Below are 24017 nucleotides of genomic sequence, written 5' to 3' on the forward strand. Positions count from 1 at the left end.
CAAAAAATGAAAAAAATTAAAAAAAGTACTTGCCTATTTGATATTTGTTTGTTATAATAGGCAAGTACGATACAGAGAGACGTACATAATAAGGCTCCGTGGTCAAGCGGTCAAGACGCTAGCCTCTCACGCTGGAATCAGGGGTTCGATTCCCCTCGGAGTCACGAAAGAATCCTCTTGAAGAGAAATCTTCAGGAGGTTTTTTGTTGCATCTGCCACTTTATCACTTCAACGCACTTCGTCGGGGACGGGGGTTTTTGCAATTTCCCCCGTCCCCAATTTAAAATTCCCCCGTCCCCATTGTTTTTTCGCTAATTATGAGATATAATAGAAAAAGCGAATTTATTAAATGTTGCCTCGGCGGTTTAGTGCTGTGGCAGAGCAAAGAAATTGGAGGAATTAGATATGTTAGTATCAGCAAAAGAAATGCTTGAAAAAGCAGTAGCGGGCCACTATGCAGTAGGTCAGTTCAACATCAACAACCTGGAGTGGACAAAAGCTATCTTAACAGCAGCTCAGGAGACAAAGTCACCAGTTATCTTAGGTGTATCTGAGGGTGCTGGAAAGTATATGACCGGTTATAAGACTGTACAGGCTATGGTTGCGGCAATGGTAGAAGAGATGGGAATTACAGTTCCGGTTGCTACACATCTTGACCATGGTTCTTACGAAGGATGTAAGAAATGTATCGAAGCAGGATTTACATCTATCATGTTTGATGGATCTAAGTATCCAATCGAAGAGAACGTTGCGAAGACAAAAGAACTGATTGCAATCTGCAAGGAGAAAGGAATGTCCCTGGAGGCGGAAGTTGGTTCTATCGGCGGAGAAGAAGACGGTGTAATCGGACAGGGCGAGTGTGCTGATCCACAGGAATGCAAGATGATCGCTGATCTTGGAGTAGACATGCTTGCAGCAGGTATCGGTAACATTCACGGAAAATACCCAGAGAACTGGGCTGGGCTTAGTTTTGAGACTCTGGATGCTATTCAGCAGTTAACAGGAGATATGCCATTAGTACTTCACGGTGGTACAGGTATTCCGGATGATATGATTAAGAAAGCAATTGACTTAGGCGTTGCTAAGATCAACGTTAATACAGAGTGCCAGCTGGTATTTGCTGAAGCTACACGCCAGTACATCGAAGCAGGAAAAGACCAGGAAGGAAAGGGATTTGACCCACGTAAGTTATTAAAACCTGGTTATGAAGCAATCATTGAGAAAGTAAAAGAAAAGATGGAATTATTTGGTTCAGTAGGTAAGGCTGAATAATTTGGTGAAAAATTCACTTGCCTTTTTCGGCTGGTTGAGTTATACTAACAGGCATAGATAGAACGAAGGCGTTCCGGATGAGATCTGGAGTGCCTTTTTCTAATTATATAGCAACATAAATATAAGATTAGGAAAGGAAACGTAGGAAATATGAGTGAGGCATTTAACGTAGCTGACATTTTTGGTGAAGACGTATTCAATGATACTGTTATGCAGGAACGTCTTCCGAAAAAAGTCTACAAGGATCTGAAGAAAACAATTGAGGAAGGTAAGGAACTGGACCTTGCGACAGCAGATGTAATTGCGCATGAGATGAAGGAGTGGGCAATTGAAAAAGGTGCTACTCATTACACCCACTGGTTCCAGCCTCTGACGGGTGTTACTGCTGAGAAGCATGATTCGTTCATTTCAGCGCCTCTGGAAAGCGGAAAAGTGTTGATGAGTTTCTCGGGAAAAGAATTGATCAAAGGAGAACCGGATGCATCTTCGTTCCCGTCAGGTGGACTTCGTGCAACATTCGAGGCAAGAGGATATACAGCGTGGGATTGTACATCGCCGGCATTTGTAAGACATGATGCGGCTGGCGCAACACTTTGTATTCCGACAGCGTTCTGTTCATATACTGGCGAGGCGCTTGACCAGAAGACTCCACTGCTTCGCTCTATGGAAGCAATCAACGAGCAGTCCATCAGACTGTTGCGTCTCTTTGGAAATACAACATCCAAGAAGGTAACTCCTTCTGTTGGACCTGAGCAGGAGTACTTCCTTGTAGATGCAGAGAAGTTCTTGCAGAGAAAGGACTTGATCTACACCGGACGTACACTTTTTGGAGCAATGCCTCCGAAAGGACAGGAATTAGACGATCATTATTTTGGAACAATTCGTCAGAGAATCGCAGGATTCATGAAGGATGTGAACATTGAACTGTGGAAAGTTGGCGTATCTGCTAAGACACAGCACAATGAGGTCGCACCTGCACAGCACGAACTGGCTCCGATTTATGCAGAGGCGAATGTGGCAGTTGACCATAACCACCTGGTAATGCAGACGTTGAAGAGAGTTGCCTGCCAGCATGGTATGAAATGCCTGCTTCATGAGAAACCATTTGCAGGAGTAAATGGATCTGGCAAGCATAACAATTGGTCTATTACTACAGACGATGGCAAGAACCTATTAGACCCGGGCAAGACACCTCATGAAAATATCCAGTTTTTGCTTGTACTTACCTGTATTCTGAAGGCAGTAGATGAACATGCTGACCTGCTCCGTGAATCTGCAGCAGACCCAGGAAACGATCACAGACTTGGCGCTAATGAGGCTCCTCCGGCAATCATCTCAGTTTTCTTAGGAGAGCAGTTGGAGGATGTGCTGGAACAGTTGATTAGTACAGGATCAGCAACACATAGCCTGAAGGGCGGCAAGTTGGAGACCGGAGTAAGAACACTTCCGGATCTTGCAAAGGATGCTACAGACCGTAACAGAACATCACCATTTGCATTTACAGGTAATAAATTCGAGTTTCGTATGGTTGGCTCCCGTGATTCTGTTGCAGGACCGAATGTTGTTCTTAATACAATCGTTGCAGAGGCATTTGCAGAGGCATGTGATGTGCTTGAGAAAGCAGATGATTTCCAGACAGCAGTACATGATCTGATTAAGAAATATGCGACAGAGCATCAGAAAGTTGTCTTCAATGGCAATGGTTATTCTGATGAGTGGGTTGCTGAGGCCAAGAGACGCGGACTGCCGAATATCAAGTCTATGGTAGAGGCAATTCCGGCACTTACAACTGAGAAATCAATTGCTATGTTTGAGAAGTTCAAAGTATTCACGAAGGCAGAATTAGAGTCTCGTGCGGAGATTAAGTTCGAGAACTACTCAAAGGCAATTAACATCGAAGCACGTACTATGATTGATATGGCGAGCAAGCAGTTTGTACCCGCAGTCATTAAATATACAAAGTCTCTTGCAGACACAGTTGTTGCTGTAAAAGAAGCAGGAGCAGATGCGTCCGTTCAGGCAGAACTGCTTACAGAAGTATCCGCATTGCTTGCAGAGACAAAGAAGGCATTAGTCGCATTGACAGAAGTTACAGATAAGGCTGCAGCAATGGAAGAGGGAGAAGAGCAGGCAAGATTCTACCACTTTGATGTAGTTCCTGCTATGGAAGCGCTCCGCGCACCGGTTGATAAATTGGAGATGATCGTAGACAAAGAAGCATGGCCAATGCCATCCTACGGCGACCTGATCTTCGAGGTATAATCAATATATTAATAAAGAGATTAGAAAATTTTAAGAACCTTGGACTTGGAATAGACATATGTATGTGCTATTCTAAGTTCAAGGTTTTTAGTGTATCATAGGAAACTTCGTTCCCTATACAATAAAACCCTCCGGGAGAATGCGCACTACGCGCAAGTGGAAAATGGCTGCTGGCGCGAGAATGTGCAAAGCATATTCTTTTTTATATAATAACAACGTAGGAGGATGTTCATGACGAAATATGAATTTTTGGAAAGACTGAGACAGGCCTTGGCAAACGATCTAAGCGGTGCTGTGATACAGGAGAATGTGAACTATTATGACAGTTATATCAGTGATGAAGTGAGAAAAGGCAGGAGCGAAGCGGCTGTCATAGATGAATTGGGTGATCCGTGGGCGATAGCGAAGACGATTATAGAAGCTGTAGAGGCTAAAGGGAATGCTTATGAGGAATACAGTTACGAGCCGCGCAGACAGAATTACTACGAGCAGGAGCAGCAGAGAAAAGGCGGTAATGTTCATGTGTTCGGGCTGGATGCATGGTGGAAAAAGTTGCTTCTGATCCTGGGAATCGTAGGCGTGATTATGGTAGTGGTTGCAGTGATCGGAGGAATTGTAAGTCTCCTTGCACCGATATTGGTGCCGTTGCTTGTGGTAATGCTCATTATCAGATTGATTGGTGGAAATCGACGATGAGTTTTATATTGGAACCCTCAATCTTACGGGTTCCAATATAAAAGACCGATGGGGGAGCCATCGGTCTTTTGAGGGGAGTATAAATAATTAATAAGGGGTTGTAGAAAGTATTCTTTCTACAAAACTAAGTATAATATAGAGTGAGCCAAAAAGCAAGATAAAAATTAAAAAAAACTTAATATATTTATAAGGTGGTTTTTGTGAAAAAGATACATAAAAAATCAGATGACGGACATAATAACCTCGTAACAAAAAAGATTAGGAGGAATTAACAATGGCTAAGAACTATAATTCATCTAACAAAAATGTATCTGACAAGAATGCATCTAACAGAAATGCAGCTGGCCAGAACACATCTAATCAGAATGCATCTAATCAGAATGCATCTAACAGAAACGCATCTAACAGAAATGCATCTGATAAGAATGCATCCAACAAGAATTCTAACAGCACAAACTACAGCGACAATTACTAGTTAGATATTCAGGCAATAAAATAAAGATGCAAGAAAGCGCTGCTCATGGACCATGATATGCCATGGGCGGCGTTTTTTGTGTCACAGTAAAAATAACCCCCCCCTGCTATGCAGGGGGAGGGCAGATCTTTAGATATAAGTATGAGCTCCTGTGCTAGAATAAAAGTGGGTCTGCAAAACCACAAATAAAATAGTACAGGAGGTCCTAAGAATGGACGTAAATAGTTTAGCTCATACAAAATGGGAATGCAAGTATCCTATCGTTTTTGCACCAAAATATCGCCGTCAGGTAATCTACAAAGACATAAAAGCAGATGTGGGACAAATACTGGGAACATTATGCAGAAGAAAAGGGATAGAAATTATCGAGGCAGAATGTTGCAGTGACCATATCCATATGCTGGTAAGGATTCCACCGAAATATTCAGTATCAGAAATAGTGGGATACTTGAAAGGAAAAAGTTCGCTGATGATATTTGAAAAGCATGCGAATTTAAAATACAAGTATGGAAATAGACATTTCTGGTGCCGTGGATATTATGTAGACACAGTAGGAAAGAATACGGCTGCAATCAAGGCTTATATTCAAAATCAACTGAAAGAGGATTTAGAATACGATCAGATGTCGTTAGTAGAGTACATTGACCCGTTTACGGGTGAGCCGGTAAAGAAAAACAAGAAATAAACCACTTGGAGTGGTAGTAGGAAATCAAAGCAAACCAGCAAGCTCCTTTTGGGGCTGCGCCGGTGGTCTTGACTGGTAAGCCTTCGAAGGGAACTGCCAGTGGCGAGTCTTACAGGTGTGATATGAAAATATTACACCTTTTTGGAATTTTGGTGTCTGTTTTTCGAATCAGGGCGATGATAGAATCTAACCATCAAGTAAATGCATTAAAAACAAAAGAATCAGGGAGGGAAAGTGCATGAAACGTAAATTAATATCAGTGCTCCTGGCAGTATCCATGGTAGCAACAATGGCAGTTGGATGTGGAGGCAAAAAGAGGATTCATCATCTGCTTCCGATGACGGCAAAGTAACTTTGAAGGTGTTCTCTAATCTTCCGGACAGAAAGAACGGACAGGGTCTGGTAGAGCAGACAATTATCGATGAGTACATGAAGGAGAATCCGGATGTGAACATCGAAGTAGAAGCTCTGGATGAAGAGGCTTATAAGACAAAATTCAAAGCATATTCTATGGAAGGCATGCCAGATGTAGTAAGTATCTGGGGACAGCCGGCATTCCTGGATGAAGTGGTAGAAGCAGGTGTTCTGGCTGAACTTAATTCAGACGATTACGCAGATTACGGATTCGTTGAAGGCTCGCTGAATGGATATACATACGATGGCAAACTGTATGGACTTCCAAGAAACACAGATATCGGAGTATTCTATTACAACCAGAAGATGTTTGAAGACAACGGCTGGAAAGTTCCGGAGACTTATGACGAACTGCTTGCACTGGCTGAAGACATCAAGGCAGAAGGAATCATTCCTGTAGCAATGGATGGTGGAGATGGATGGCCGCTGGCTTGCTATCTTGCTGATGTACTTTACAAACTTGTAGGAAGTGATTATTCCCAGATCGTAAGCGATGCAATTGAAAGCGGCGATTTCAGCGCACCAGAGATTAAAGAAGCAACACAGCTTATGAAAGATGCAGCAGATGCCGGTCTGTTCCAGAATGGATATGATTCACAGGATTATGCAACATCACAGAACTTATTTACCAATGGTCAGGCAGCAATGTGGTACATGGGAAGCTGGGAGACATCCATGGCAACCAACGAAGATATTGATGAAAGCATCCGTACAAATATCAGAGTATTTACAATGCCAACCGTAGAAGGCGGCAAGGCTGCAGCAACTGATATCTCAGCTTGGAACGGCGGTGGATATGCAGTAAGCGCTAACTCTGAAGTAAAAGAAGAAGCAATCAAATTCCTGAACTATATGTATCAGCCAGAGAAACTGTCCAAATACGGATGGGAGAACGGCGTAGGCTTATCAGCACAGGATCAGAGTGAATATATGACAGGTGATGAGACAGAACTTCAGAAACAGATTGTAGACCTGTTGGCTAACTCTACAGACCTTTCAGGAAACCCGATCAACGACTGCGGACCATCTGCATTCAAGACAAGCATTGAAAGCGAGATTCAGAGCGTTACAAACGGAACAAGTTCTATCGACGACTTCCTTTCAACAATTGGCGCATCATGCAAATAAAATGAATTAGAACAGTTTGACTTAATATGACCGCCAGAGAAAGTTCCCTGACGGTCATATCTCTATCATAGAGGTATTAATCTTTTGACTTGCGCGAAAGGAGCAGCCATATGAAAAAACTATATAGTAATAAACTTGTGATTCTGAGTCTGGTACTGCCGGGACTGGTACTGTTTTTGTTCGCAATTCTGGCTCCAATCTGCCTGAGCGTTTATTATGGTTTTACTGATTACTCAGGAATGGGTTCATATAATATGATTGGACTTGAAAATTATAAGACATTGCTGCAGGATCCGACATTAAGAATCGCACTTAGAAACTCGCTTTACCTGGCATTGGGATTCATCTTTATCCAGCATCCGTTGGCATTGATCACTGCAGCGGTACTGGATAAGTTAGGCGGAAGAGGAGAGAATTTCTTCCGGTGTGTATACTTTATTCCAAACGTTATCTCCGTAGCAGTTATCGCATACTTGTGGAAATTCATCTACAATCCGGATTTTGGTCTGCTGAATAATATTATTAAGGCATTCGGCGGCAAAGGCGACATCAACTGGTTTAGTACAGACACTGCAATCTGGGCAGTATTGATCGTATTGATCTGGCATGGCTTTGGATGGGGAATGCTGATCTATTATACAGGTATCAAGAATATTGATCCGGTGTTATATGAAGCAGCCGCAATTGATGGAGCTAACCAGACTACTACATTTTTGAAAATCACATTGCCTCTTATGAAGCCGGTAATCCAGGTAAATGTAACGATGGCCGTCATATCAGCCCTGAAACAGATGGAGACAGTATATCTATTGACGAACGGCGGTCCTGGAAACAGCACGCAGTTCACAGCGAACTATCTGTATCAGCAGGCATTTAAGGCATTCAAGTATGGATATGGTAATGCCATTGGCGTAATATTCATTATTATCTGTCTGTTAGCAACAGTGATCCTGAATAAGATATTCGAAGACCGGGAAGAGACGAAACTTAAGAAATTGGAAAAAGCAAGAGCAAAGGGGGCTGCAGTATAATGGAACGTGCTGGAAAGAAAAAAAGTAAAATTACAAAGCCGATATTATGGATAGTCCTTATCATCGTGGCTGTCATACAGATATTCCCCTTGATCTGGCTATTAGACTTTTCGTTGGCAAGCAGCAATGAGATGTTCACAAGCGGACTTCTCATCATTCCGAAGAAGATTCAGTGGGGCAATTATGTAAAAGCTTTTGTAGATGGTAACTTCCTTTTGTACTTAAAAAATAGTATACTAATTAATGGGCTTGCAGTAGTTCTGGTAATTCTGGTTTCTATTATGGCAGCATTTGCCTGCCATAGAATGAGATGGAAACTGAGCGGTACCGTAAAGATGCTGCTCCTTATGGGATTGATGATACCGATTCATGCAACACTTTTGCCGAATTATAAGATATACAGTATGCTGGGACTTACCGATACTATGTGGGCATTGTTAATACCGTATGTTGCATTCTCGCTTCCGCAGGCATTATTTTTGATGACCAGTTTTATGTCTGCGATTCCGGTGGAATTGGAAGAAGCGGCGGTTATGGATGGCTGCGGAATATATAGGATTATCTTCCAGATCATTACGCCGATGCTTAAGCCGTCGATTGCTACTGTAGCGATCATGACGTTCCTGAATAACTGGAATGAATTCATGATGGCTAGTACATATTTAAGTTCGCCGACATGGAAGACGCTTCCATTCTCCATCCTGGAGTTTACCGGAGAATATTCATCCAATTATGCGGTACAGTTCGCAGTAATGGCATTGACAGCAGCCCCGGCAGTTATTGTATATATTATCTTGAACAAACATATTACGAAGGGTGTTGCTATGGGCGCCGTAAAGGGCTAGCATACATTAAAGGAGAACAGGCATATGGATAAGATTAAGCAGTGGGTTGATCATTTGAGTGTAAAGAAGAAACTGATCTTTTATGGATATCTGATTATTACCCCGGTGCTTTTTCTGATATGCCTTGTTCTTCTTTTTAGTAATTATAATAAGGAACTGAATAAGAGGCTTGAAAATGATGTTGCCAGCGTGAATACACTGGAAGAGAGCATCAATATGTTACAGACAGATATTAAGGATTTTTCCACGTATATCTGTATTAATACAGAAGTCCATAATCTTCTGAAAGCAAATAATGCGGAAGAATTAAATGGAAATTCTAAACTTTGGCTTGAAGATGCTCCGATGCAGATCGTGCAGGATATGATATCGCTGAAAGGGCATATTAAGACGATTGCAATCTATCCTGAGAATGGAGTGCGTCCTTATCTGCGGGGAATGGATGGAAGCGTCTATATCTCTGATATTGATCAGGTACATGAGATGGAGATTTACCAGCAGACGATTGAAAGTGATAATGGGATGATCTGGAAGAGTGTTTTAAAAGGCAGAGGAGATACTTATGAGACGAATCGTACAGATAAGGTTGTGCTGTACCGTGAGATCTTCGATCTGACGCAGAAGAAGACACTGGGGTACATTGTGATCGGGGTCAGTGAAGAACGTTTTAGTGATATGTGTGAGAACATTATTCAGAATGAGCGGGAAGGCGTGTTGATTCTGGATAAGAATGGCGGAGAATTGTGCAGAGCCGGTTCGATGGACGAAGAGGTGGAGTCATACCTGAAGAGTGAGGAGTTCATGAAGCAGGATTACCGGGAGCGTAAGATGCATTTTACCTATGGAAACTATGATGTGATATGCAGTCAGTCAGAGGCAAATGCGAGTATTGTGTGTAAGATTGTTCCAAGATATGGTCTGCAGATGCAGATACTGGACGTTGTATATATGCCGGTTATGCTTATGATTGGTGTTATGCTGGCATTATTGCCGTTGCTGGTGCTGATTTCCAATATCGTAACGAAACCTCTGAGACAATTAAGCGAAGCCATTGATAAGTTCTCGGCGGGAGATTTTGAACAGCAGGTAAAAGTGACAACACATGACGAAGTGGGAGAAGTGGCAGAGTGCTTTAACCGGATGGTTGGCGATATCCGTACCTTGATTGATGAGAACTATGTCATTACCCTTCAGGAGAAAGAGAGTGAACTGGCGGCGCTCCAGGCACAGATCAATCCTCATTTTCTATATAATACGCTGGATTCCCTATACTGGCAGGCGCAGGAAGCGGACAATGAAGAATTGGCAGAGACGATTCTTGCATTGTCACAGTTATTCCGACTGGTTCTTAGCCAGGGGAAGAAGGAAGTCACGGTTGGTCAGGAGATTGAATTGGTATCCCGTTATCTTCAGATTCAAAAAGTGCGTTTTGATAAAAGATTGAATTACGAGATTGAGATAGAAGAGACTGTAAAGAAAGCGAAGATACCAAAACTGATCGTACAGCCTTTTGTCGAGAATGCGATTGTGCATGGATTCGAGAATGTCAGCACTCCGTGTCACCTCAAAGTAACGGTCAGGAAAGAGGGAGGTTACATCCGGTTCGAGGTTCGAGATACCGGTATGGGAATGCGTCAAGATCAGATTGACGCAATCTGGGAGGAAGAGACGGAGCAATATGCAAAGCAGCGGGTAGGAAGATTCGCGATTAAGAATATCAGAGAGCGTCTTAAGTTAAAATATCATGACGATTTTAAATTAGAGATTCAAAGTGATGTTGGACATGGAACGACAGTGATTCTGATGGTTCCATTTGAGAAGGGGGAGCATAGTGTCAGTGAAGTTATTGGTTGCTGATGATGAGGATATTATTCGTAGAGGGACAGCAAAATATATTACGCTTCATACAGATCGGTTCGATAAGATTTATGAGGCTGAGAATGGGCAGGAGGCTATCGATTGCATTCTGAAATATCAGCCGGATATTATTCTTCTGGATGTACAGATGCCGCTTAAGAATGGGATTGATGTGATGCATGAGACGGCGAAGGCAGGGCTTCATCCGATTGTTGTCATATTGAGTGGGTATGATGAGTTCAAGTATGCCCAGCAGGCATTAAAATATGGGGCTAAAGAGTATCTGCTGAAACCTGCAAGAGCGGCGGATATACTGGCATGCCTGAACCGTCTGGCGGATGAGTATTTCGGAAAGGAAGAGCCTGATACCATAGAGGAAGAGAGCAGGCAGGGAAGTCATCTGGTTGCCATGGCGCGGGAGTATATTGCAGAGCATTATACAGAGAACCTTGCATTAACAGATGTGGCAGAGGCAGTCGGAATCTCCGGTGGATATCTGTCTACGCTGTTCAATCAGGAACTGAAGTGTGGGTTTGTTGATTATCTGAACCGTGTCAGGATTGACCGGGCATGCTGCTATCTGGAACAGAATTACCTGAAGAACTATGAGATCGCATATAAAGTGGGATTCCGGGATGAGAAGTATTTCTCCAAGGTATTCAAGAAGGTGAAAGGGATGTCGCCGAAGGAATATCGTTCCGGCAAGAGATGATGGAGGAGGATGAGAAGTGAAACTTACCTATATTACAACGACATATAAGGACAATAAGAAAGAGAGAGTCGAGCAGAATATTGCTTTTTTGCGGGACGATGAAAGGGAGAATGAGTTGATTAATCTCTATCCGAATGTAGAGTATCAGATCATGGAAGGGTTCGGAGGGGCAATCACTGATTCGGCTGGTTATGTATATTCATTGATGGATGAAGAACAGAAGACGGAGATGATCCGGCAGTATTTTGGAAAGGACGGCATGAAGTACCGCCTGGTGCGAATTCCAATCGACAGCTGCGATTTTTCTTTAGAGCATTATGAGGCAGATGGGAATGAAGCAGATGAGGAGTTTGTTGACTTCTCGTTTAAAAGGGTGGAGAAATATATCATACCAATGCTTGATGCGGCGGAAGCGGCATATGGAGACAAACTGGATATTATGCTGTCACCGTGGAGCCCTCCGGCATATATGAAGACCAATGGTGAACGCAATAACGGTGGAAAATTAAAAGCAGAATACCGAAAAAGATGGGCGGCATATATATGCAGATATATTGAAGAGTACAGAAACCGGGGATACCATGTGACGAAACTGACTCTTCAAAATGAGCCAAAGGCAATTCAAACATGGGACTCGTGTGTCTATACGCCGCAAGAGCAAAAGGAATTCCTGAGAGATTATATGTGGCCAGCACTTAAGGAGCATCATCTGGATGATATTGAGATCTATCTCTGGGATCACAATAAAGAGCGCGCATTGGAATGGGCAGAAGCGATTATTGATGAAGAGACGGATAAGATGATTGCAGGAGTGGCATTCCATTGGTATAGCGGAGATCATTTTGAAGTGCTGCGTATGATTAAGGAGCGTTTCCCGGATAAGAAACTGCTGTTGTCTGAGGCGTGTATGGAATACAGCAAGTTCGAGGCAGATGATTATCTGAATAATGCTCAGAAATATGCGCATGATATGATTGGTAACTTAAATGAAGGAATGGGTGCATTCCTAGACTGGAATCTGATTCTGAATGAGGTGGGCGGACCGAATCATGTAGGGAATTATTGTGATGCGCCTTATCTTTTTGATACCTCAGACAAGCTCCTGATGGAAACGAATATTCTGGGACATCTGTGGCATTTTACTCATTTTATTGAACAAGGTGCAGTGCGGATTGGAGTAAGCAGATATACGGATAAGTTAGAAGTGACGGCATTCAAGAATAAGGAATCTATTGTATTTGTGATTCTGAATCGTACGGAGGAGGAGATTCCGGCATATATTCGTATGAATGGTGAGTGTGCGGAAGTTAGGGTGCAGCCGCTGTCAATCTCAACAGGAGTCATTCAAGTGTAATCATCAAAGCAAATAATAGACGTAAAAACATACGAACTGGAATGATTCTGCAATGATATTCCAGTTCGTATGTTTTTTGTTTGATGCTTTATAATCGGGATGGCTATTTCTCAATGCGATCCCTGAAAAACTGAATCAAAGGTCCGTTAAATAATGCGTTACAGACAGTTCCAACACCAATAATTGTAGTAATATCACCCTTGGCAGCCAGACAGAAGAGCACGCCAATCACCAATGAAGTGATATCACACCCAACTCTTGCAGCGCGAAAGGATACCCGCTCTCTGGTGAACTTCTGGATAATCAATGGCAGGCTGTCATAGGGAGAAGTTCCCATATTTGCATGCATATAGAGCGCAACGCCAGAGGAGGCGAACAGTAGCCCAAGCAGCATAAAGAAGATCCGCAAAGGCAGGGTAATCTCCAGGTCGATCACATCGTTGACCAGCCAGCATACAAAATCCGCAATATATCCCACACATACCATATTCACAAGGGTTCCCATTCCGATGCAATGGCGGATGGTGAAAAATACAAGGATCAGAAGTAGGATATTGACGATTAACTGCCAATTTCCAAAACTCATATCCAAGAATCCGCTGATTCCAAGGTTCATACCGGTAAATGCATCCACGCCTAAGCCGCTTAAACGGTAAGAAGCAACACAGATGCTGATCAGCAGGTTGCCGATCAGCATGAATGCAGTTCTGTGGAACAGAGATTGATTCTGCTGCATATATTAAATCTCCTTTGCTTTCAATACATAGATTCTGGAATCGAAGTCGGTACATGGCTTCGCGTCTCCGACCACTTCGCCGCAGGATGCATCAGAAGTAAGAAGACCGAGATTCATTAGTTCATCTCCGTAGTGCTCTGTGCCATTTTCCAGATTCTCATATACCAGATCAGGATTCAAGCCCTGTAACTGTACACGGGTATAAGGTGCATTGACAACATTCAGGACTCTGTAGTAGCCAACAAGAGCGGTCTTCTGATCCTCGCTTACAACCATCCATACGGTCTCATTACCCTCAAAAGGACTCTTGAGGCGGTAGAAGGTTCCGAACTGCAGGATCTTGCGGTATTCTTTCATGAATACAATCTGTTCTTTTACTTCTTCGATCTCTTCGTCAGATAACTTATTCAGATCCAACTCATAGCCAAACGTACCGAAGTATGCCACATTCGCTCTTGTGTGAAGCGGAGTGTTGCGGAACACTTGGTGATTCGGTGCTACGGATACATGGCTTCCGATACAGCTGATCGGATAGCACATAGAAGTGCCATACTGGATCTTCAGACGCTCGATGGCATCGGAATCATCACTTGCCCATCCCTGCGGCGCATAGTACAAAAGCCCCGGATCAAAACGTCCGCCGCCACTTGCACATGACTCGAAGAGTACGTGCGGGAATGCTTTGGTCAGTCTGTCGTACAGGTCATAGACACCGAGAATAAAGCGGTGGAATACCTCTCCCTGACGATCAGAAGGCAGGGTAGCAGAGTAGCATTCCGTAATGCTTCGGTTCATGTCCCATTTAATATAAGAGATCTTTGCTTCTGATAATATCGTCTTCATCATTCCATAGATGCAGTCTACCACTTCCGGGCGGGAGAAATCAAGTACATATTGATGGCGTCCATGGGAAATATGGCGCTCCGGTGTCATAAGAATCCAGTCCGGATGTGCACGGTATAAGTCGGAGTTCTTATTCACCATCTCAGGCTCGAACCAGAGACCGAACTTCATGCCAAGCGCTTCAATTCTATCTGCAAGTCCAGGAATTCCTTTCGGAAGGCGGTCCGTATTGGCGAACCAGTCGCCAAGCCCGGAACGGTCATCGCTTCTTTCGCCGAACCATCCATCGTCGAGAACGAAGAGTTCTACGCCGCATTCCTTTGCCTTGGAAGCAATCTCAACCAGGCGGTCCTCTGTGAAGTCAAAATATGTTGCTTCCCAGTTGTTATTCAGAATCGGTCTCGGACGGTCTCTCCAGTATCCGCGTGCCAGGCGGCTGCGGTACAGATTGTGGAAGGTCTGGCTCATGCCGTTTAATCCTTCTTCAGAGTAGACCATGACTGCTTCTGGTGTCTGGAAAGTCTCGCTGCAGTCTAATTTCCAATCGAATCCCGTCGGATTGATTCCTACGGTAACACGAGTCGTGTCGTGGGTATCTACTTCTGCCTGGATACGGTAGTTGCCGCTGTAGATCAGGCTGAATCCGATGACGGGTCCCTGATGCTCTGTGGCAGATGGACGCTTCAGTACCATGAATGGGTTGTGCTCATGGGAGGAATGTCCTCTCATGCTGTCGATTGCAACGATACCAGGCTCCAGGATCCGATTCTTAATATGCCGCTCTCTTGCCCATGCGCCGGAAAGCTGCATCCATACATAGTCATGGTCCGGAAGATCCAGGCATAAACTCATGGCATTCAGGATATGAACTGCTTTCTCGCCGTCATTGGTAAAACGAGCGCTTCTTGCGATAATTCCACCAGTTGCGAAGATGGTATAGAGCAGTTCCAGACGAATATCTGTTACCACATCCTTCAAAGTGATGCACAAGGTCTCCGCTTCATCGTCAGACTCAGTGTAAGTAGCCGGAAGCCCCGGAAGTTCCGGCTTTCCGCCGGTGATCGTATGGGATACATACTGGAAATCCATAATACGGCTTCCATTCTCCTGCAATATCTCGACCGCCGGATGACGATAGTCTGTAGATCCGTAGACCGGGTACTCCTGTTTGATGTGCTCCAGAGAGAAGGTACGGTCTCCACTATATACATAAGAAGCCATCGGACGCGGCACCTTCTCTACAAGGTAAGAGAAGTCTTCTTTATCACGAATCTTCTTCCCATAGTATAATTGTCCGAGATGACCATTCTCTAATACGCTCATGATATAACTGATATTATCGTTGTATAGATGAAATGTTTTCGTTGTTTGATGAAATTGAATGCTCATAAGTGCGCTCCTTTCGTCGTTTTTGAACTCATTCGTATTTGAATTTATTATAGTGCAAAAGAATCCGGGGCGTTAGGCAAGTATGTTGAATGAAACAGTGAAAATGTTAGATTTTCTTCCTGTTTATCATAATATCGTCTAGTTCTTCCTGGCTGGCAGCAAGGCGGTTCTGATTAATAGCACGGTTCTGCTTCCGGTATTCTGTAGGAGTTAAGCCTTGCTGCGCTTTGAATGCCTTGGAGAATACAAGTGCATCATGGTATCCGCAGGAATGCGCGATGTTCTCGATGGAGAGATCCGTCAATGTCAACTGTTCTCTTGCGCGTGAGATGCGAAAACGTGTCAGATAGTCTTTGGGTGACAGATTCAGTTCATCCTTGAAGAGGGTGTACAGGTAGCTTCGGTTTACATTCAGATGGTCAGCAATATCGGTAACAGTGATTCCTCGGGAATAGTTGCTTCGGATATATGTGATCGCCTCCTGGATATAATTGCTCTCGGCAGTAATCTCCGGACGATTCTCCAGTGAGATCTCTCGTGTAAGGACAGAGAAGAATTCATAGAGTTTTCCCTGGAGATAATAAAGATTGGAGGTCGTAGAGCGTGTATGCTTGAGGATGCTAAGGATGATCTGCTTCAATTCACTCCCATAAGGAGACTGGAAAGTAAGCTGTCCGCTGTTAAGTCCGATGTCATGAATCAGGCCAGGTGCTTTGGTCCCACTAAAACCGATCCACAGATATGTCCAGGGGTCTTGTTCATCTGCCTGATAGAAGGTAACAGTATCAGGTTCGATCAGGAAGCCCTGTCCTTGGGAGAGCGTGTACTTGTGCCCATGAATCTGATAACTGCCCTTGCCCTCTAAAATGTAGTGGATAATGTAATTGGGGCGGGCAGCAGGTCCGTAATTGTGCAGTGGGTCGCACTGGGCGTAGCCGCAGTGGCAGAGATAGAAGTCTTTGAATTTGGGTTCTGATAGTTGCAGTACGTAAGAATCTTCCATATGGATTCCTCCCTCGTTTTCTAATGATTTTATCATAAGAAAATGTAACAGAGGAGTCAAGTGGAAAAGAATAAGATGGAAAGTATGTCTGAAAAATGGTAAGGTGTAATGGAAGATATTTTTCTGGCATCTGGTTTCTGCCAGGTCGGAGATCAGAGAAGGGAGAAAATCATAATATTATACAAGTAGGAGCAAGATTATGGAAGAATTATATAGGTTGATTGAAGAAAAGATAAGGAATGCAGGATATCCAGGGGAGATTGATGGAAGAGAATTCTATGATGAAGTCAGTGATGAGGCTGATGCTCAGGATAAAGGGACGTATGTTTTTATAATAAAGAAGAGTGATACTGTATTTTATCAAGGGTGTATGGAGATATTGGATGATCAGTTCGATCTGCATTATGTGGATATTCATGACGGGGAGAAGGTATATCACGTGGATTTTGATTGAGAGATTGTATTTCCGTCCGGAGGATGATGTCATACTTGCAAAAGCCCCCGCATAGATTGTAAAAACAAACTATGAGGGGTTTCATCATATGAAGGATTATATTGAAGAGAGGGCAGTAGAGATCGCATATTATATTATCGAACACAAGGCAACGGTGAGGCAGACGGCGAAGGCTTTTGGAGTTAGTAAATCTACGATACATAAGGATGTGACAGAGCGTTTACTGCAGATTAATCCATCTCTGGCGGCAGAGGCACGCAAGGTGCTGGATCTGAATAAGTCGGAGAGACATATACGCGGTGGACTGGCTACGAGAGAGAAGTATCTGCATCTGGAGAGGCGGTAAAAGGGTGAAAACGCGGCGGCTAGAAGTGAATTTATGCAAGGAAGAATAGTGTTTCACTTCGGTCTGCCGCTTTTCTCGAATCATAGAGTAACAGTTCAGCCCGTGCCATTCGCAAAACACATCTGCGATGCTTCTCCGCTGCTACGCAGCTCTTTTTGCTCATAAAATGGCGCTCTGCTCATAAGCCGGATTGTGTGTTCATTCATGCAAGCATGATTCGCCCACAATCCGGCTTATGGCTGAACTGTTACATCATAGATTGTCTCATAACAGTTTTTTATTGACAATAGAAAAAGAAAAATGATATTCTGTTAATAGTTTTATAGGGAAAGGCCTGCGGAAACGCGAAACCGAGAGGACTCTATGAGTTTTAGTATCGGTTACGGGTTTCTTTTTTTATTTTTTAGTAGAAAGGTAGGATCATTATAATGCAAAAAGAAAATAAAATGGGAGTTATGCCAATTCCAAAACTAGTAATAACGATGTCTTTGCCAATTATGGTGTCTATGCTGGTCCAATCACTTTACAATATCGTAGATAGCATATTTGTAGCACGGATTGATGAAGCCGCACTAACAGCGACATCCATAGCCTATTCTGCGCAAATGTTACAGATTGCGGTAGCAGTTGGAACGGGCGTCGGGGTGAACGCGCTTGTATCTAGACAGCTTGGAGCCAAAGAATATGATAAGGCAAATGCAACAGCAACTTTAGGACTATTTCTGTCCATATTAAGTTCTCTTATCTTTGTTGTATGGGGAATTTTTGGAACTGAGGTATTTATCCGCTGCTTTAGCATAGATGAAAATATTATCTCATATGGAATTTCCTATTTAAAAATCTGTCAGTTGTTCAGTATCGGCATCTTTTTGGGAACTCTAACGCAGCGATTGTTACAGGCAACGGGCAGGACGCTGTCGAGTATGTTTGCACAAATGGCAGGGGCAGTCGTTAATATCGTGCTTGATCCTATTCTGATCTTTGGCTATTGTGGAGCGCCGGAGCTTGGGATTGCAGGAGCCGCAATTGCAACCGTGATAGGACAATGGATGGCCGCGATCATCGGTCTTGTTCTTAATCATGTGCAGAATATGGAAATTCATTTCGTATGGAAGGAGTTTCATTTTCAAAAAGGAGATCTTATTGCCATCTATAAGGTGGGAGCGCCGACCATTCTGACACAGGCTTTTGGAAGCCTTATGGTGGCTGGAATGAACCTGATTCTGGGAGTATACTCGGATACAGCAGTCGCTTTTTTTGGAGTGTATTTCAAACTTCAAAACTTCCTGTTCATGCCTGTGAACGGTCTTGGACAAGGGTCATTGCCTATTGTGGGATTCAATACTGGCGCGAAGAAGTGGAAGAGAGTAGAGGATACATGCAAGATGGCATTGGGACTGGCAGCGGGGATTGCTTGTGTGGGAGTAGTGGTGTTCGAAAGTATGCCAGGAGTTTTGTTATCTCTTTTTCAGGCCGGAGATGAGATGCTGCAAATTGGAGTTCCTGCGCTTCGTATCATCGCGCCTACTTTTGTTTTGGCGGCTGGCACAATGGTGATGGGGTATCTGATATCTGGAATGGGAAATGGTATGGTTAATATGGTGGGGACAGCGATGCGTCAGTTGATCATACTGCTTCCGTGTGTGTGGGTGATGAGCCGATTTTGGGGGATTGGTGTTGTTTGGTATGCGGTTTGGATATCTGAAGTGGTGGCCGTTTTGTATGCGTCTTTGAAATTGAGGCAATATTTGAAAAATAATAGAAAAGATATTGTCTAGTTTTTATGTGCATTCATCTTTACACACATCAAAAATAAAAGAAATTTCTTGTTCAATTTGTACATTTTTTAACCTGTAAAATTGTGCTAATATGTTCATAACAAAAAAGGAGCGATTGTCATGAACAAGAGGATGGTAGTATTCCAGAACATTGATGATATTATAGAATTTATAGAGAAAGTAGAGAAGTATCCATACAGCATGGATATGAAACGTGGCAAATGTATTGTAGATGCCAAATCTTTGTTAGGGATCATAAATCTGGGCTTTTCGAAAGAGATTGAGTTAAAGGTCTATGTAGATGAATGTGATGACCTTTGGAATGATATAGAAGAATTTGTCGCTGCATAAGCAAGATGGCACTTGTACAAAGAGACTCCCCGGCGTATAATGAATACGGCGAGGAGTTTTATATTATGAAGAAAATGAAAATAGACAGAAGCAATTATTTATTCGACAATAAGGCATTGCTTGTATTAATCATTCCGCTTGTCATCGAGCAGTTGCTGGCAGTGTTCGTTGGTATGGCGGATTCTATTATGATTGCGAGCGTAGGAGAGGCGGCTGTGTCAGGCGTGTCCCTGGTGGATCAGATCATGGTGCTGCTTATCAATGTATTTGCGGCGCTGGCAACCGGAGGAGCAGTAGTAGCCGGTCAGTATCTGGGGCAGAAGAAGCAGGAGGAAGCCTGTAAGTCTGCAACACAGTTGATTTGGTTTGTTACACTCTGTGCAATCGTGATCACATTGATTGTATATGCGGGCAAATACTTTATCCTGCATGGAATCTTTGGCAAGATAGAGCCGGATGTCATGCAGCATGCGAACACATATCTATTGATTGTTACAGCGTCCATCCCATTTATGGCGATGTATAATGGCGGTGCTGCAATTTTCCGTGCAATGGGTAACTCAAAAGTATCCATGCAAGTATCCATCATTATGAACGTTATTAATATAGGAGGAAATGCAATCCTTATCTATGGGTTCCACAGAGGAACAGAAGGCGTTGCAATTCCGACGCTTGTGTCCAGAATGGTGGCAGCGGTCATTATTGTCGTATTGTTATGTAACCAGGACCTGACCTTGCATATCGAGCGAACCTTCCGTTACCGCATCAATTGGTCGATGGTGAAGAAGATTCTGAGTATCGGCGTGCCGAATGGTCTGGAAAACAGCATGTTCCAATTGGGAAAGATTCTGGTGCTGAGTCTTGTATCAACCTTTGGAACCTATGCTATTGCTGCCAATGCTGTAAGTAACGCTATCGCATTATTCCAGATTCTGCCCGGAATGGCAATCTCCCTGGCAATCACCACCGTAATTGCCAGATGTGTAGGTGCGGGTGACTACGAACAGGTTCGGTATTATAATCGCAAATTAATCACAATTACATACATCGGCACGACTTGTATGGTATTCCTGATATTTGCCCTTCTGCCGATGATTTTGAAAGCATATAATCTGTCAGATTTAACGGCAGAGGTAACCAGACAGATTATACGTTTCCATGGATTTAGCGCTATCTTTATATGGCCGCTATCCTTCTCTTTGCCGGGAACATTCCGGGCATCCGGGGATGCAAAGGCGTGCATGTATATTTCGATTTTTTCTATGTGGATATTCAGAATCGGGTTCAGTTATCTGTTGGGGAAATACATGGGAATGGGGGTATTCGGTATCTGGGTAGCAATGGTAATTGACTGGGTATTCCGGGCGATATGCTTTGTGATCCGATACTTCTGCGGAAACTGGAAGAAGAAAGCGATTGTGTAGATTACTTTGCAATTGGGAATGCGTTCTTTGGGTTTTTGAAAATGCAGGAAAATAATCTATATAATGAGGTTGCGAATTAGTTTGTCCTCATTTATAATAATATCACTACGACAAGAAAACGAGGAGGAAGCCACATGAAAAACGAATTAGTGATCGTCCTTGACTTCGGCGGACAATACAATCAGCTGGTAGCAAGACGAGTTCGTGAGTGTAATGTATACTGTGAAATCTATTCTTATAAAACGGATCTTGAGAAGATTAAGGCAATGAATCCGAAGGGCATTATCCTGACCGGTGGACCGAATAGTTGCTATGAAGCAGATTCTCCGACTTATTCCAGAGAATTATTCGAGTTGGGAATCCCGATCCTCGGTCTTTGCTACGGCGCACAGCTTATGATGCATGTGCTGGGAGGAAAGGTTGAGCGTGCGGATGTCAGAGAGTATGGAAAGACAGAGGTAATCATCGACAAGACAGATTCCAAAGTATTTGCAAATGTATCCAAGGAAACTATCTGCTGGATGAGCCATTTCGATTATATCTCCCAGATTGCACCTGGATTCGAGATTACAGCCCATACGGCAGACTGTCCGGTGGCGGCAGCGGAAAATGAAGCAGACAAGTTATATGCAATCCAGTTCCATCCGGAGGTACTTCACACAGCAGAAGGAACGAAGATGTTATCCAATTTCGTGCTTGACGTGTGCGGATGTGCCGGAGACTGGAGAATGGATTCATTTGTAGAAGAATCTATTAAACAGATTCGCGAAAAAGTCGGTGATGGCAAGGTGTTGTGTGCGTTGTCAGGTGGTGTGGATTCTTCCGTGGCAGCAGTATTATTATCTAAAGCGGTAGGTGACCAGCTTACTTGCGTATTTGTTGATCATGGTCTCCTTCGTAAGAATGAAGGCGATGAAGTAGAGGCTGTATTTGGAACGGAGGGCAATTATGACCTGAATTTTATCCGTGTCAATGCACAGCAGAGATTCTATGATAAATTAGCCGGAGTAGAAGAGCCGGAGAGAAAACGTAAGATTATCGGAGAAGAATTCATCCGTGTATTCGAGGAAGAGGCGAAGAAGATTGGCGCGGTAGACTTCCTGGTACAGGGAACAATCTACCCTGATGTTGTTGAGAGCGGTCTGGGCGGAGAATCTGCGGTGATCAAGTCTCATCATAACGTAGGCGGATTGCCGGATTATGTTGATTTTAAAGAGATCATTGAGCCGTTAAGAGATCTGTTCAAGGACGAGGTTCGAAAAGCGGGTCTGGAACTTGGCATTCCGGAGTATCTGGTATTCAGACAGCCATTCCCGGGACCGGGACTTGGTATCCGTATTATCGGAGAGGTGACGGCAGAGAAGGTTAAGATTGTGCAGGATGCAGATGCTATCTACCGTGAAGAGATTGCGAAAGCGGGACTGGATCGCGAGATTAACCAGTATTTTGCGGCACTTACGAATATGAGAAGTGTTGGAGTTATGGGAGATGAGAGAACCTATGACTATGCAGTGGCACTTCGCGGCGTGAAGACCATTGACTTTATGACGGCGGAAGCGGCGGAGATACCGTTTGCGGTGCTGAATAAGGTGATGAGCAGGATTATTAATGAGGTTAAGGGGGTTAATCGGGTAATGTATGATTTGACTTCCAAGCCGCCGGGGACGATAGAGTTTGAATAGTAGGCGGTGGGCCAGAAAGCCTTATTTTACGGGGCTTCCGGGCTTCGGCCTTTGAAAATTGCATTTTTATTGCATTTTTCTAATTCACCTGCTTATGATACTCAGCTGTGAACTGATTGCTTGTGTAATCAGCCACACTTTCTGTTGCAGGTGTATAGGTAAGTTTTCCTGTCAGCTTCTTTGCTACTTCAAAGTTGCTGTTTGGATATAAATGCCCATAGGTTCCCAAAGTCGTTTGGATTTTTTCGTGTCCTAAACGGTCTTTGATAATTAATGGGTTTTCTCCCATGCTGATTAACAGGGAAGCGTGGGAATGCCGTAAGGCATGAATTTTAATACGGTGGACACCAGCAAGATTTGCCAGCTTTTCGAGGGCTCTTGGCAGAGTTGTCTTGCTGGTGGGCGTTCCGTTATAGCTTAATATAAAATTACATTTCGGTAGAACTTTCTGTTGAACTTCTTTCCATTCTTTCAGCTCTTTAAGCGTATCATCATCTATAACGATATCCCGTATACTAGCCTGCGTTTTTGTCTCTACAAATTTGTAGTCGGTCATGGTTTTGTAGTAAAGATTTTTGTTGATGCTGAGAATACCTGTTTCAAAATCAATATCTGACCATTGCAGAGCCGCAGCTTCTCCGATTCGCATTCCAGTCATAAATAACAACCAGTAAGAAATGAACAAGTAGTGTTCATAGTAATCTCCCTTATACAGTAGAGAAATGACTTTCTGGAATTCTTCCAGTGTCCAGAAATCAATTTTCGGTTTTCTGCTTTTGACATTTCCGATCATTCTGGCCGGATTTTTCTTTGCAAGTCCCAGAACGATAGCTCTGTCAAATGCGACTGCAAGCATTCCCTGTATAATCCTCACATAATTTGGGCTGTAGTTTTTTGCCAGTTTTAATTGCCAGTTTTGCACATGAATTGGCTCAATTTTGTCAGTATTCATCTTATAGAAATAGGCAAAGTGTTTTTCAATGGTAGCATACCTGTTCTTGTATGTACTTTCTTTTACCTGGGTTTTATACCAGGGAAGATAAATCTCCTGAATAAATTTTTTGAAAGTCACTTCCTCTTTCTTTTCCGTAAGTTCATCTGGTGTAGACAGAATAAGCTTTGAATATTCTGCCCGAGCCTCTTTCTTTGTTGCAAATCCACTGCGATACTTTTGTATTTGTTTCCCGGTTACAGGGTGTTTCCCTAAGTTCGCCCTGAAATAATAGGTTCCGTTAGTTGCTTTCTTGATTGGATCTTTTGCCATGGTTACACTCCTTCTC

General features: G+C 43.4%; 20 protein-coding genes, 1 tRNA gene and 1 pseudogene. 18 read left to right on the forward strand and 4 right to left on the reverse strand.

Annotated elements, in window-relative coordinates:
* The first annotated feature begins 92 nt into the window (after positions 1–92).
* The 12 genes and pseudogenes from ACQRBN_RS13510 (at position 93) to ACQRBN_RS13565 (ending at position 12731) form a co-directional block, all read left to right on the forward strand.
* Positions 93–164, forward strand: a tRNA-Glu gene (locus tag ACQRBN_RS13510).
* A 241-nt stretch (positions 165–405) separates the two neighbouring features.
* Positions 406–1272 carry a class II fructose-1,6-bisphosphate aldolase gene (fba, locus tag ACQRBN_RS13515; RefSeq protein WP_427739546.1) on the forward strand — a complete coding sequence of 289 codons (867 nt, stop codon included), beginning with the start codon at positions 406–408 and terminating at the stop codon, positions 1270–1272.
* A gap of 150 nt (positions 1273–1422) precedes the next feature.
* Positions 1423–3534, forward strand: coding sequence for a glutamine synthetase III (locus ACQRBN_RS13520; RefSeq protein WP_427739547.1), 2112 nt, complete (start codon positions 1423–1425; stop codon positions 3532–3534).
* A 231-nt stretch (positions 3535–3765) separates the two neighbouring features.
* Entirely contained in the window at positions 3766–4230 is a 465-nt protein-coding gene (locus ACQRBN_RS13525; protein WP_427739548.1) for a DUF1700 domain-containing protein, read from the forward strand.
* 274 nt (positions 4231–4504) lie between these two features.
* Positions 4505–4705, forward strand: a complete 201-nt coding sequence (locus ACQRBN_RS13530; protein ID WP_427739549.1) for a hypothetical protein — start codon at positions 4505–4507, stop codon at positions 4703–4705.
* Positions 4706–4916: 211 nt separating this feature from the next.
* Positions 4917–5390: an IS200/IS605 family transposase gene (tnpA, locus tag ACQRBN_RS13535; protein WP_427739550.1), complete on the forward strand. Its 474-nt coding sequence runs from the start codon at positions 4917–4919 to the stop codon at positions 5388–5390.
* Between the two features lie 238 nt (positions 5391–5628).
* Positions 5629–6932, forward strand: a pseudogene (locus ACQRBN_RS13540) (ABC transporter substrate-binding protein).
* A gap of 110 nt (positions 6933–7042) precedes the next feature.
* Positions 7043–7963, forward strand: a complete 921-nt coding sequence (locus ACQRBN_RS13545; RefSeq protein ID WP_427739551.1) for a carbohydrate ABC transporter permease — start codon at positions 7043–7045, stop codon at positions 7961–7963.
* The gene (locus ACQRBN_RS13550; RefSeq protein ID WP_427739552.1) at positions 7963–8808 is read left to right on the forward strand and encodes a carbohydrate ABC transporter permease; all 846 of its coding nucleotides are present in this window, start codon (positions 7963–7965) and stop codon (positions 8806–8808) included. Before ACQRBN_RS13545 ends, ACQRBN_RS13550 begins: the two co-directional genes overlap by 1 nt.
* Before the next feature lie 24 nt (positions 8809–8832).
* Complete coding sequence (locus ACQRBN_RS13555; protein WP_427739553.1) at positions 8833–10665, forward strand: cache domain-containing sensor histidine kinase; 1833 nt, start codon at positions 8833–8835, stop codon at positions 10663–10665.
* Entirely contained in the window at positions 10640–11377 is a 738-nt protein-coding gene (locus ACQRBN_RS13560; RefSeq protein ID WP_427739554.1) for a response regulator transcription factor, read from the forward strand. The genes ACQRBN_RS13555 and ACQRBN_RS13560 overlap by 26 nt, the downstream gene beginning before the upstream one ends.
* A gap of 16 nt (positions 11378–11393) precedes the next feature.
* Positions 11394–12731, forward strand: coding sequence for a glycoside hydrolase family 30 protein (locus ACQRBN_RS13565; protein ID WP_427739555.1), 1338 nt, complete (start codon positions 11394–11396; stop codon positions 12729–12731).
* 103 nt (positions 12732–12834) lie between these two features.
* On the opposite strand, the gene ACQRBN_RS13570 is transcribed toward ACQRBN_RS13565, so the two are convergent.
* From ACQRBN_RS13570 to ACQRBN_RS13580, 3 genes are all read right to left on the reverse strand, one after another.
* Positions 12835–13467 carry a YczE/YyaS/YitT family protein gene (locus tag ACQRBN_RS13570; RefSeq protein WP_427739556.1) on the reverse strand — a complete coding sequence of 211 codons (633 nt, stop codon included), beginning with the start codon at positions 13465–13467 and terminating at the stop codon, positions 12835–12837.
* Between the two features lie 3 nt (positions 13468–13470).
* A complete protein-coding gene (locus ACQRBN_RS13575; RefSeq protein WP_427739557.1) occupies positions 13471–15699 on the reverse strand; it encodes an alpha-galactosidase in 2229 nt (742 codons plus the stop codon).
* A gap of 106 nt (positions 15700–15805) precedes the next feature.
* A complete protein-coding gene (locus tag ACQRBN_RS13580) occupies positions 15806–16702 on the reverse strand; it encodes an AraC family ligand binding domain-containing protein (protein ID WP_427739558.1) in 897 nt (298 codons plus the stop codon).
* A 199-nt stretch (positions 16703–16901) separates the two neighbouring features.
* On the opposite strand from ACQRBN_RS13580, the gene ACQRBN_RS13585 reads away from it, so the two are divergent.
* The 6 genes from ACQRBN_RS13585 to guaA all read left to right on the forward strand — a co-directional run bounded on the left by ACQRBN_RS13585 (position 16902) and on the right by guaA (position 22737).
* Positions 16902–17156: a hypothetical protein gene (locus ACQRBN_RS13585; protein WP_427739559.1), complete on the forward strand. Its 255-nt coding sequence runs from the start codon at positions 16902–16904 to the stop codon at positions 17154–17156.
* Between the two features lie 88 nt (positions 17157–17244).
* Positions 17245–17502 (forward strand): sporulation transcriptional regulator SpoIIID, encoded by a 258-nt coding sequence (gene spoIIID / locus ACQRBN_RS13590; RefSeq protein ID WP_427739560.1) that lies wholly within the window; start codon positions 17245–17247, stop codon positions 17500–17502.
* 428 nt (positions 17503–17930) lie between these two features.
* The gene (locus tag ACQRBN_RS13595) at positions 17931–19280 is read left to right on the forward strand and encodes an MATE family efflux transporter (RefSeq protein WP_427739561.1); all 1350 of its coding nucleotides are present in this window, start codon (positions 17931–17933) and stop codon (positions 19278–19280) included.
* 120 nt (positions 19281–19400) lie between these two features.
* On the forward strand, positions 19401–19631 hold the full coding sequence (locus tag ACQRBN_RS13600) for an HPr family phosphocarrier protein (protein WP_427739562.1): 231 nt from the start codon (positions 19401–19403) through the stop codon (positions 19629–19631).
* Between the two features lie 74 nt (positions 19632–19705).
* The gene (locus ACQRBN_RS13605; RefSeq protein WP_427739566.1) at positions 19706–21055 is read left to right on the forward strand and encodes an MATE family efflux transporter; all 1350 of its coding nucleotides are present in this window, start codon (positions 19706–19708) and stop codon (positions 21053–21055) included.
* A gap of 134 nt (positions 21056–21189) precedes the next feature.
* Complete coding sequence (guaA, locus tag ACQRBN_RS13610) at positions 21190–22737, forward strand: glutamine-hydrolyzing GMP synthase (protein WP_427739563.1); 1548 nt, start codon at positions 21190–21192, stop codon at positions 22735–22737.
* Positions 22738–22816: 79 nt separating this feature from the next.
* Here guaA and ACQRBN_RS13615 read toward each other — a convergent pair whose 3' ends face one another.
* Complete coding sequence (locus ACQRBN_RS13615) at positions 22817–24001, reverse strand: site-specific integrase (protein WP_235251053.1); 1185 nt, start codon at positions 23999–24001, stop codon at positions 22817–22819.
* Positions 24002–24017: the final 16 nt, after the last annotated feature.

Source organism: Bariatricus sp. SGI.154 (genome assembly GCF_050313795.1).
In the GTDB taxonomy this organism is placed as follows: Bacteria; Bacillota; Clostridia; order Lachnospirales; family Lachnospiraceae; genus CAMBRQ01.

Bases quoted from the DNA above. Each gene is read 5' to 3' on its own strand.
- ACQRBN_RS13615 (WP_235251053.1), bottom strand. From the start codon at position 24,001: ATGGCAAAAGATCCAATCAAGAAAGCAACTAACGGAACCTATTATTTC.
- ACQRBN_RS13570 (WP_427739556.1), bottom strand. From the start codon at position 13,467: ATGCAGCAGAATCAATCTCTGTTCCACAGAACTGCATTCATGCTGATC.
- spoIIID (WP_427739560.1), top strand. From the start codon at position 17,245: ATGAAGGATTATATTGAAGAGAGGGCAGTAGAGATCGCATATTATATT.
- fba (WP_427739546.1), top strand. From the start codon at position 406: ATGTTAGTATCAGCAAAAGAAATGCTTGAAAAAGCAGTAGCGGGCCAC.
- ACQRBN_RS13585 (WP_427739559.1), top strand. From the start codon at position 16,902: ATGGAAGAATTATATAGGTTGATTGAAGAAAAGATAAGGAATGCAGGA.
- ACQRBN_RS13550 (WP_427739552.1), top strand. From the start codon at position 7,963: ATGGAACGTGCTGGAAAGAAAAAAAGTAAAATTACAAAGCCGATATTA.
- guaA (WP_427739563.1), top strand. From the start codon at position 21,190: ATGAAAAACGAATTAGTGATCGTCCTTGACTTCGGCGGACAATACAAT.
- ACQRBN_RS13580 (WP_427739558.1), bottom strand. From the start codon at position 16,702: ATGGAAGATTCTTACGTACTGCAACTATCAGAACCCAAATTCAAAGAC.
- ACQRBN_RS13520 (WP_427739547.1), top strand. From the start codon at position 1,423: ATGAGTGAGGCATTTAACGTAGCTGACATTTTTGGTGAAGACGTATTC.
- ACQRBN_RS13575 (WP_427739557.1), bottom strand. From the start codon at position 15,699: ATGAGCATTCAATTTCATCAAACAACGAAAACATTTCATCTATACAAC.
- ACQRBN_RS13595 (WP_427739561.1), top strand. From the start codon at position 17,931: ATGCAAAAAGAAAATAAAATGGGAGTTATGCCAATTCCAAAACTAGTA.
- tnpA (WP_427739550.1), top strand. From the start codon at position 4,917: ATGGACGTAAATAGTTTAGCTCATACAAAATGGGAATGCAAGTATCCT.
- ACQRBN_RS13530 (WP_427739549.1), top strand. From the start codon at position 4,505: ATGGCTAAGAACTATAATTCATCTAACAAAAATGTATCTGACAAGAAT.
- ACQRBN_RS13545 (WP_427739551.1), top strand. From the start codon at position 7,043: ATGAAAAAACTATATAGTAATAAACTTGTGATTCTGAGTCTGGTACTG.
- ACQRBN_RS13525 (WP_427739548.1), top strand. From the start codon at position 3,766: ATGACGAAATATGAATTTTTGGAAAGACTGAGACAGGCCTTGGCAAAC.
- ACQRBN_RS13600 (WP_427739562.1), top strand. From the start codon at position 19,401: ATGAACAAGAGGATGGTAGTATTCCAGAACATTGATGATATTATAGAA.
- ACQRBN_RS13555 (WP_427739553.1), top strand. From the start codon at position 8,833: ATGGATAAGATTAAGCAGTGGGTTGATCATTTGAGTGTAAAGAAGAAA.
- ACQRBN_RS13605 (WP_427739566.1), top strand. From the start codon at position 19,706: ATGAAAATAGACAGAAGCAATTATTTATTCGACAATAAGGCATTGCTT.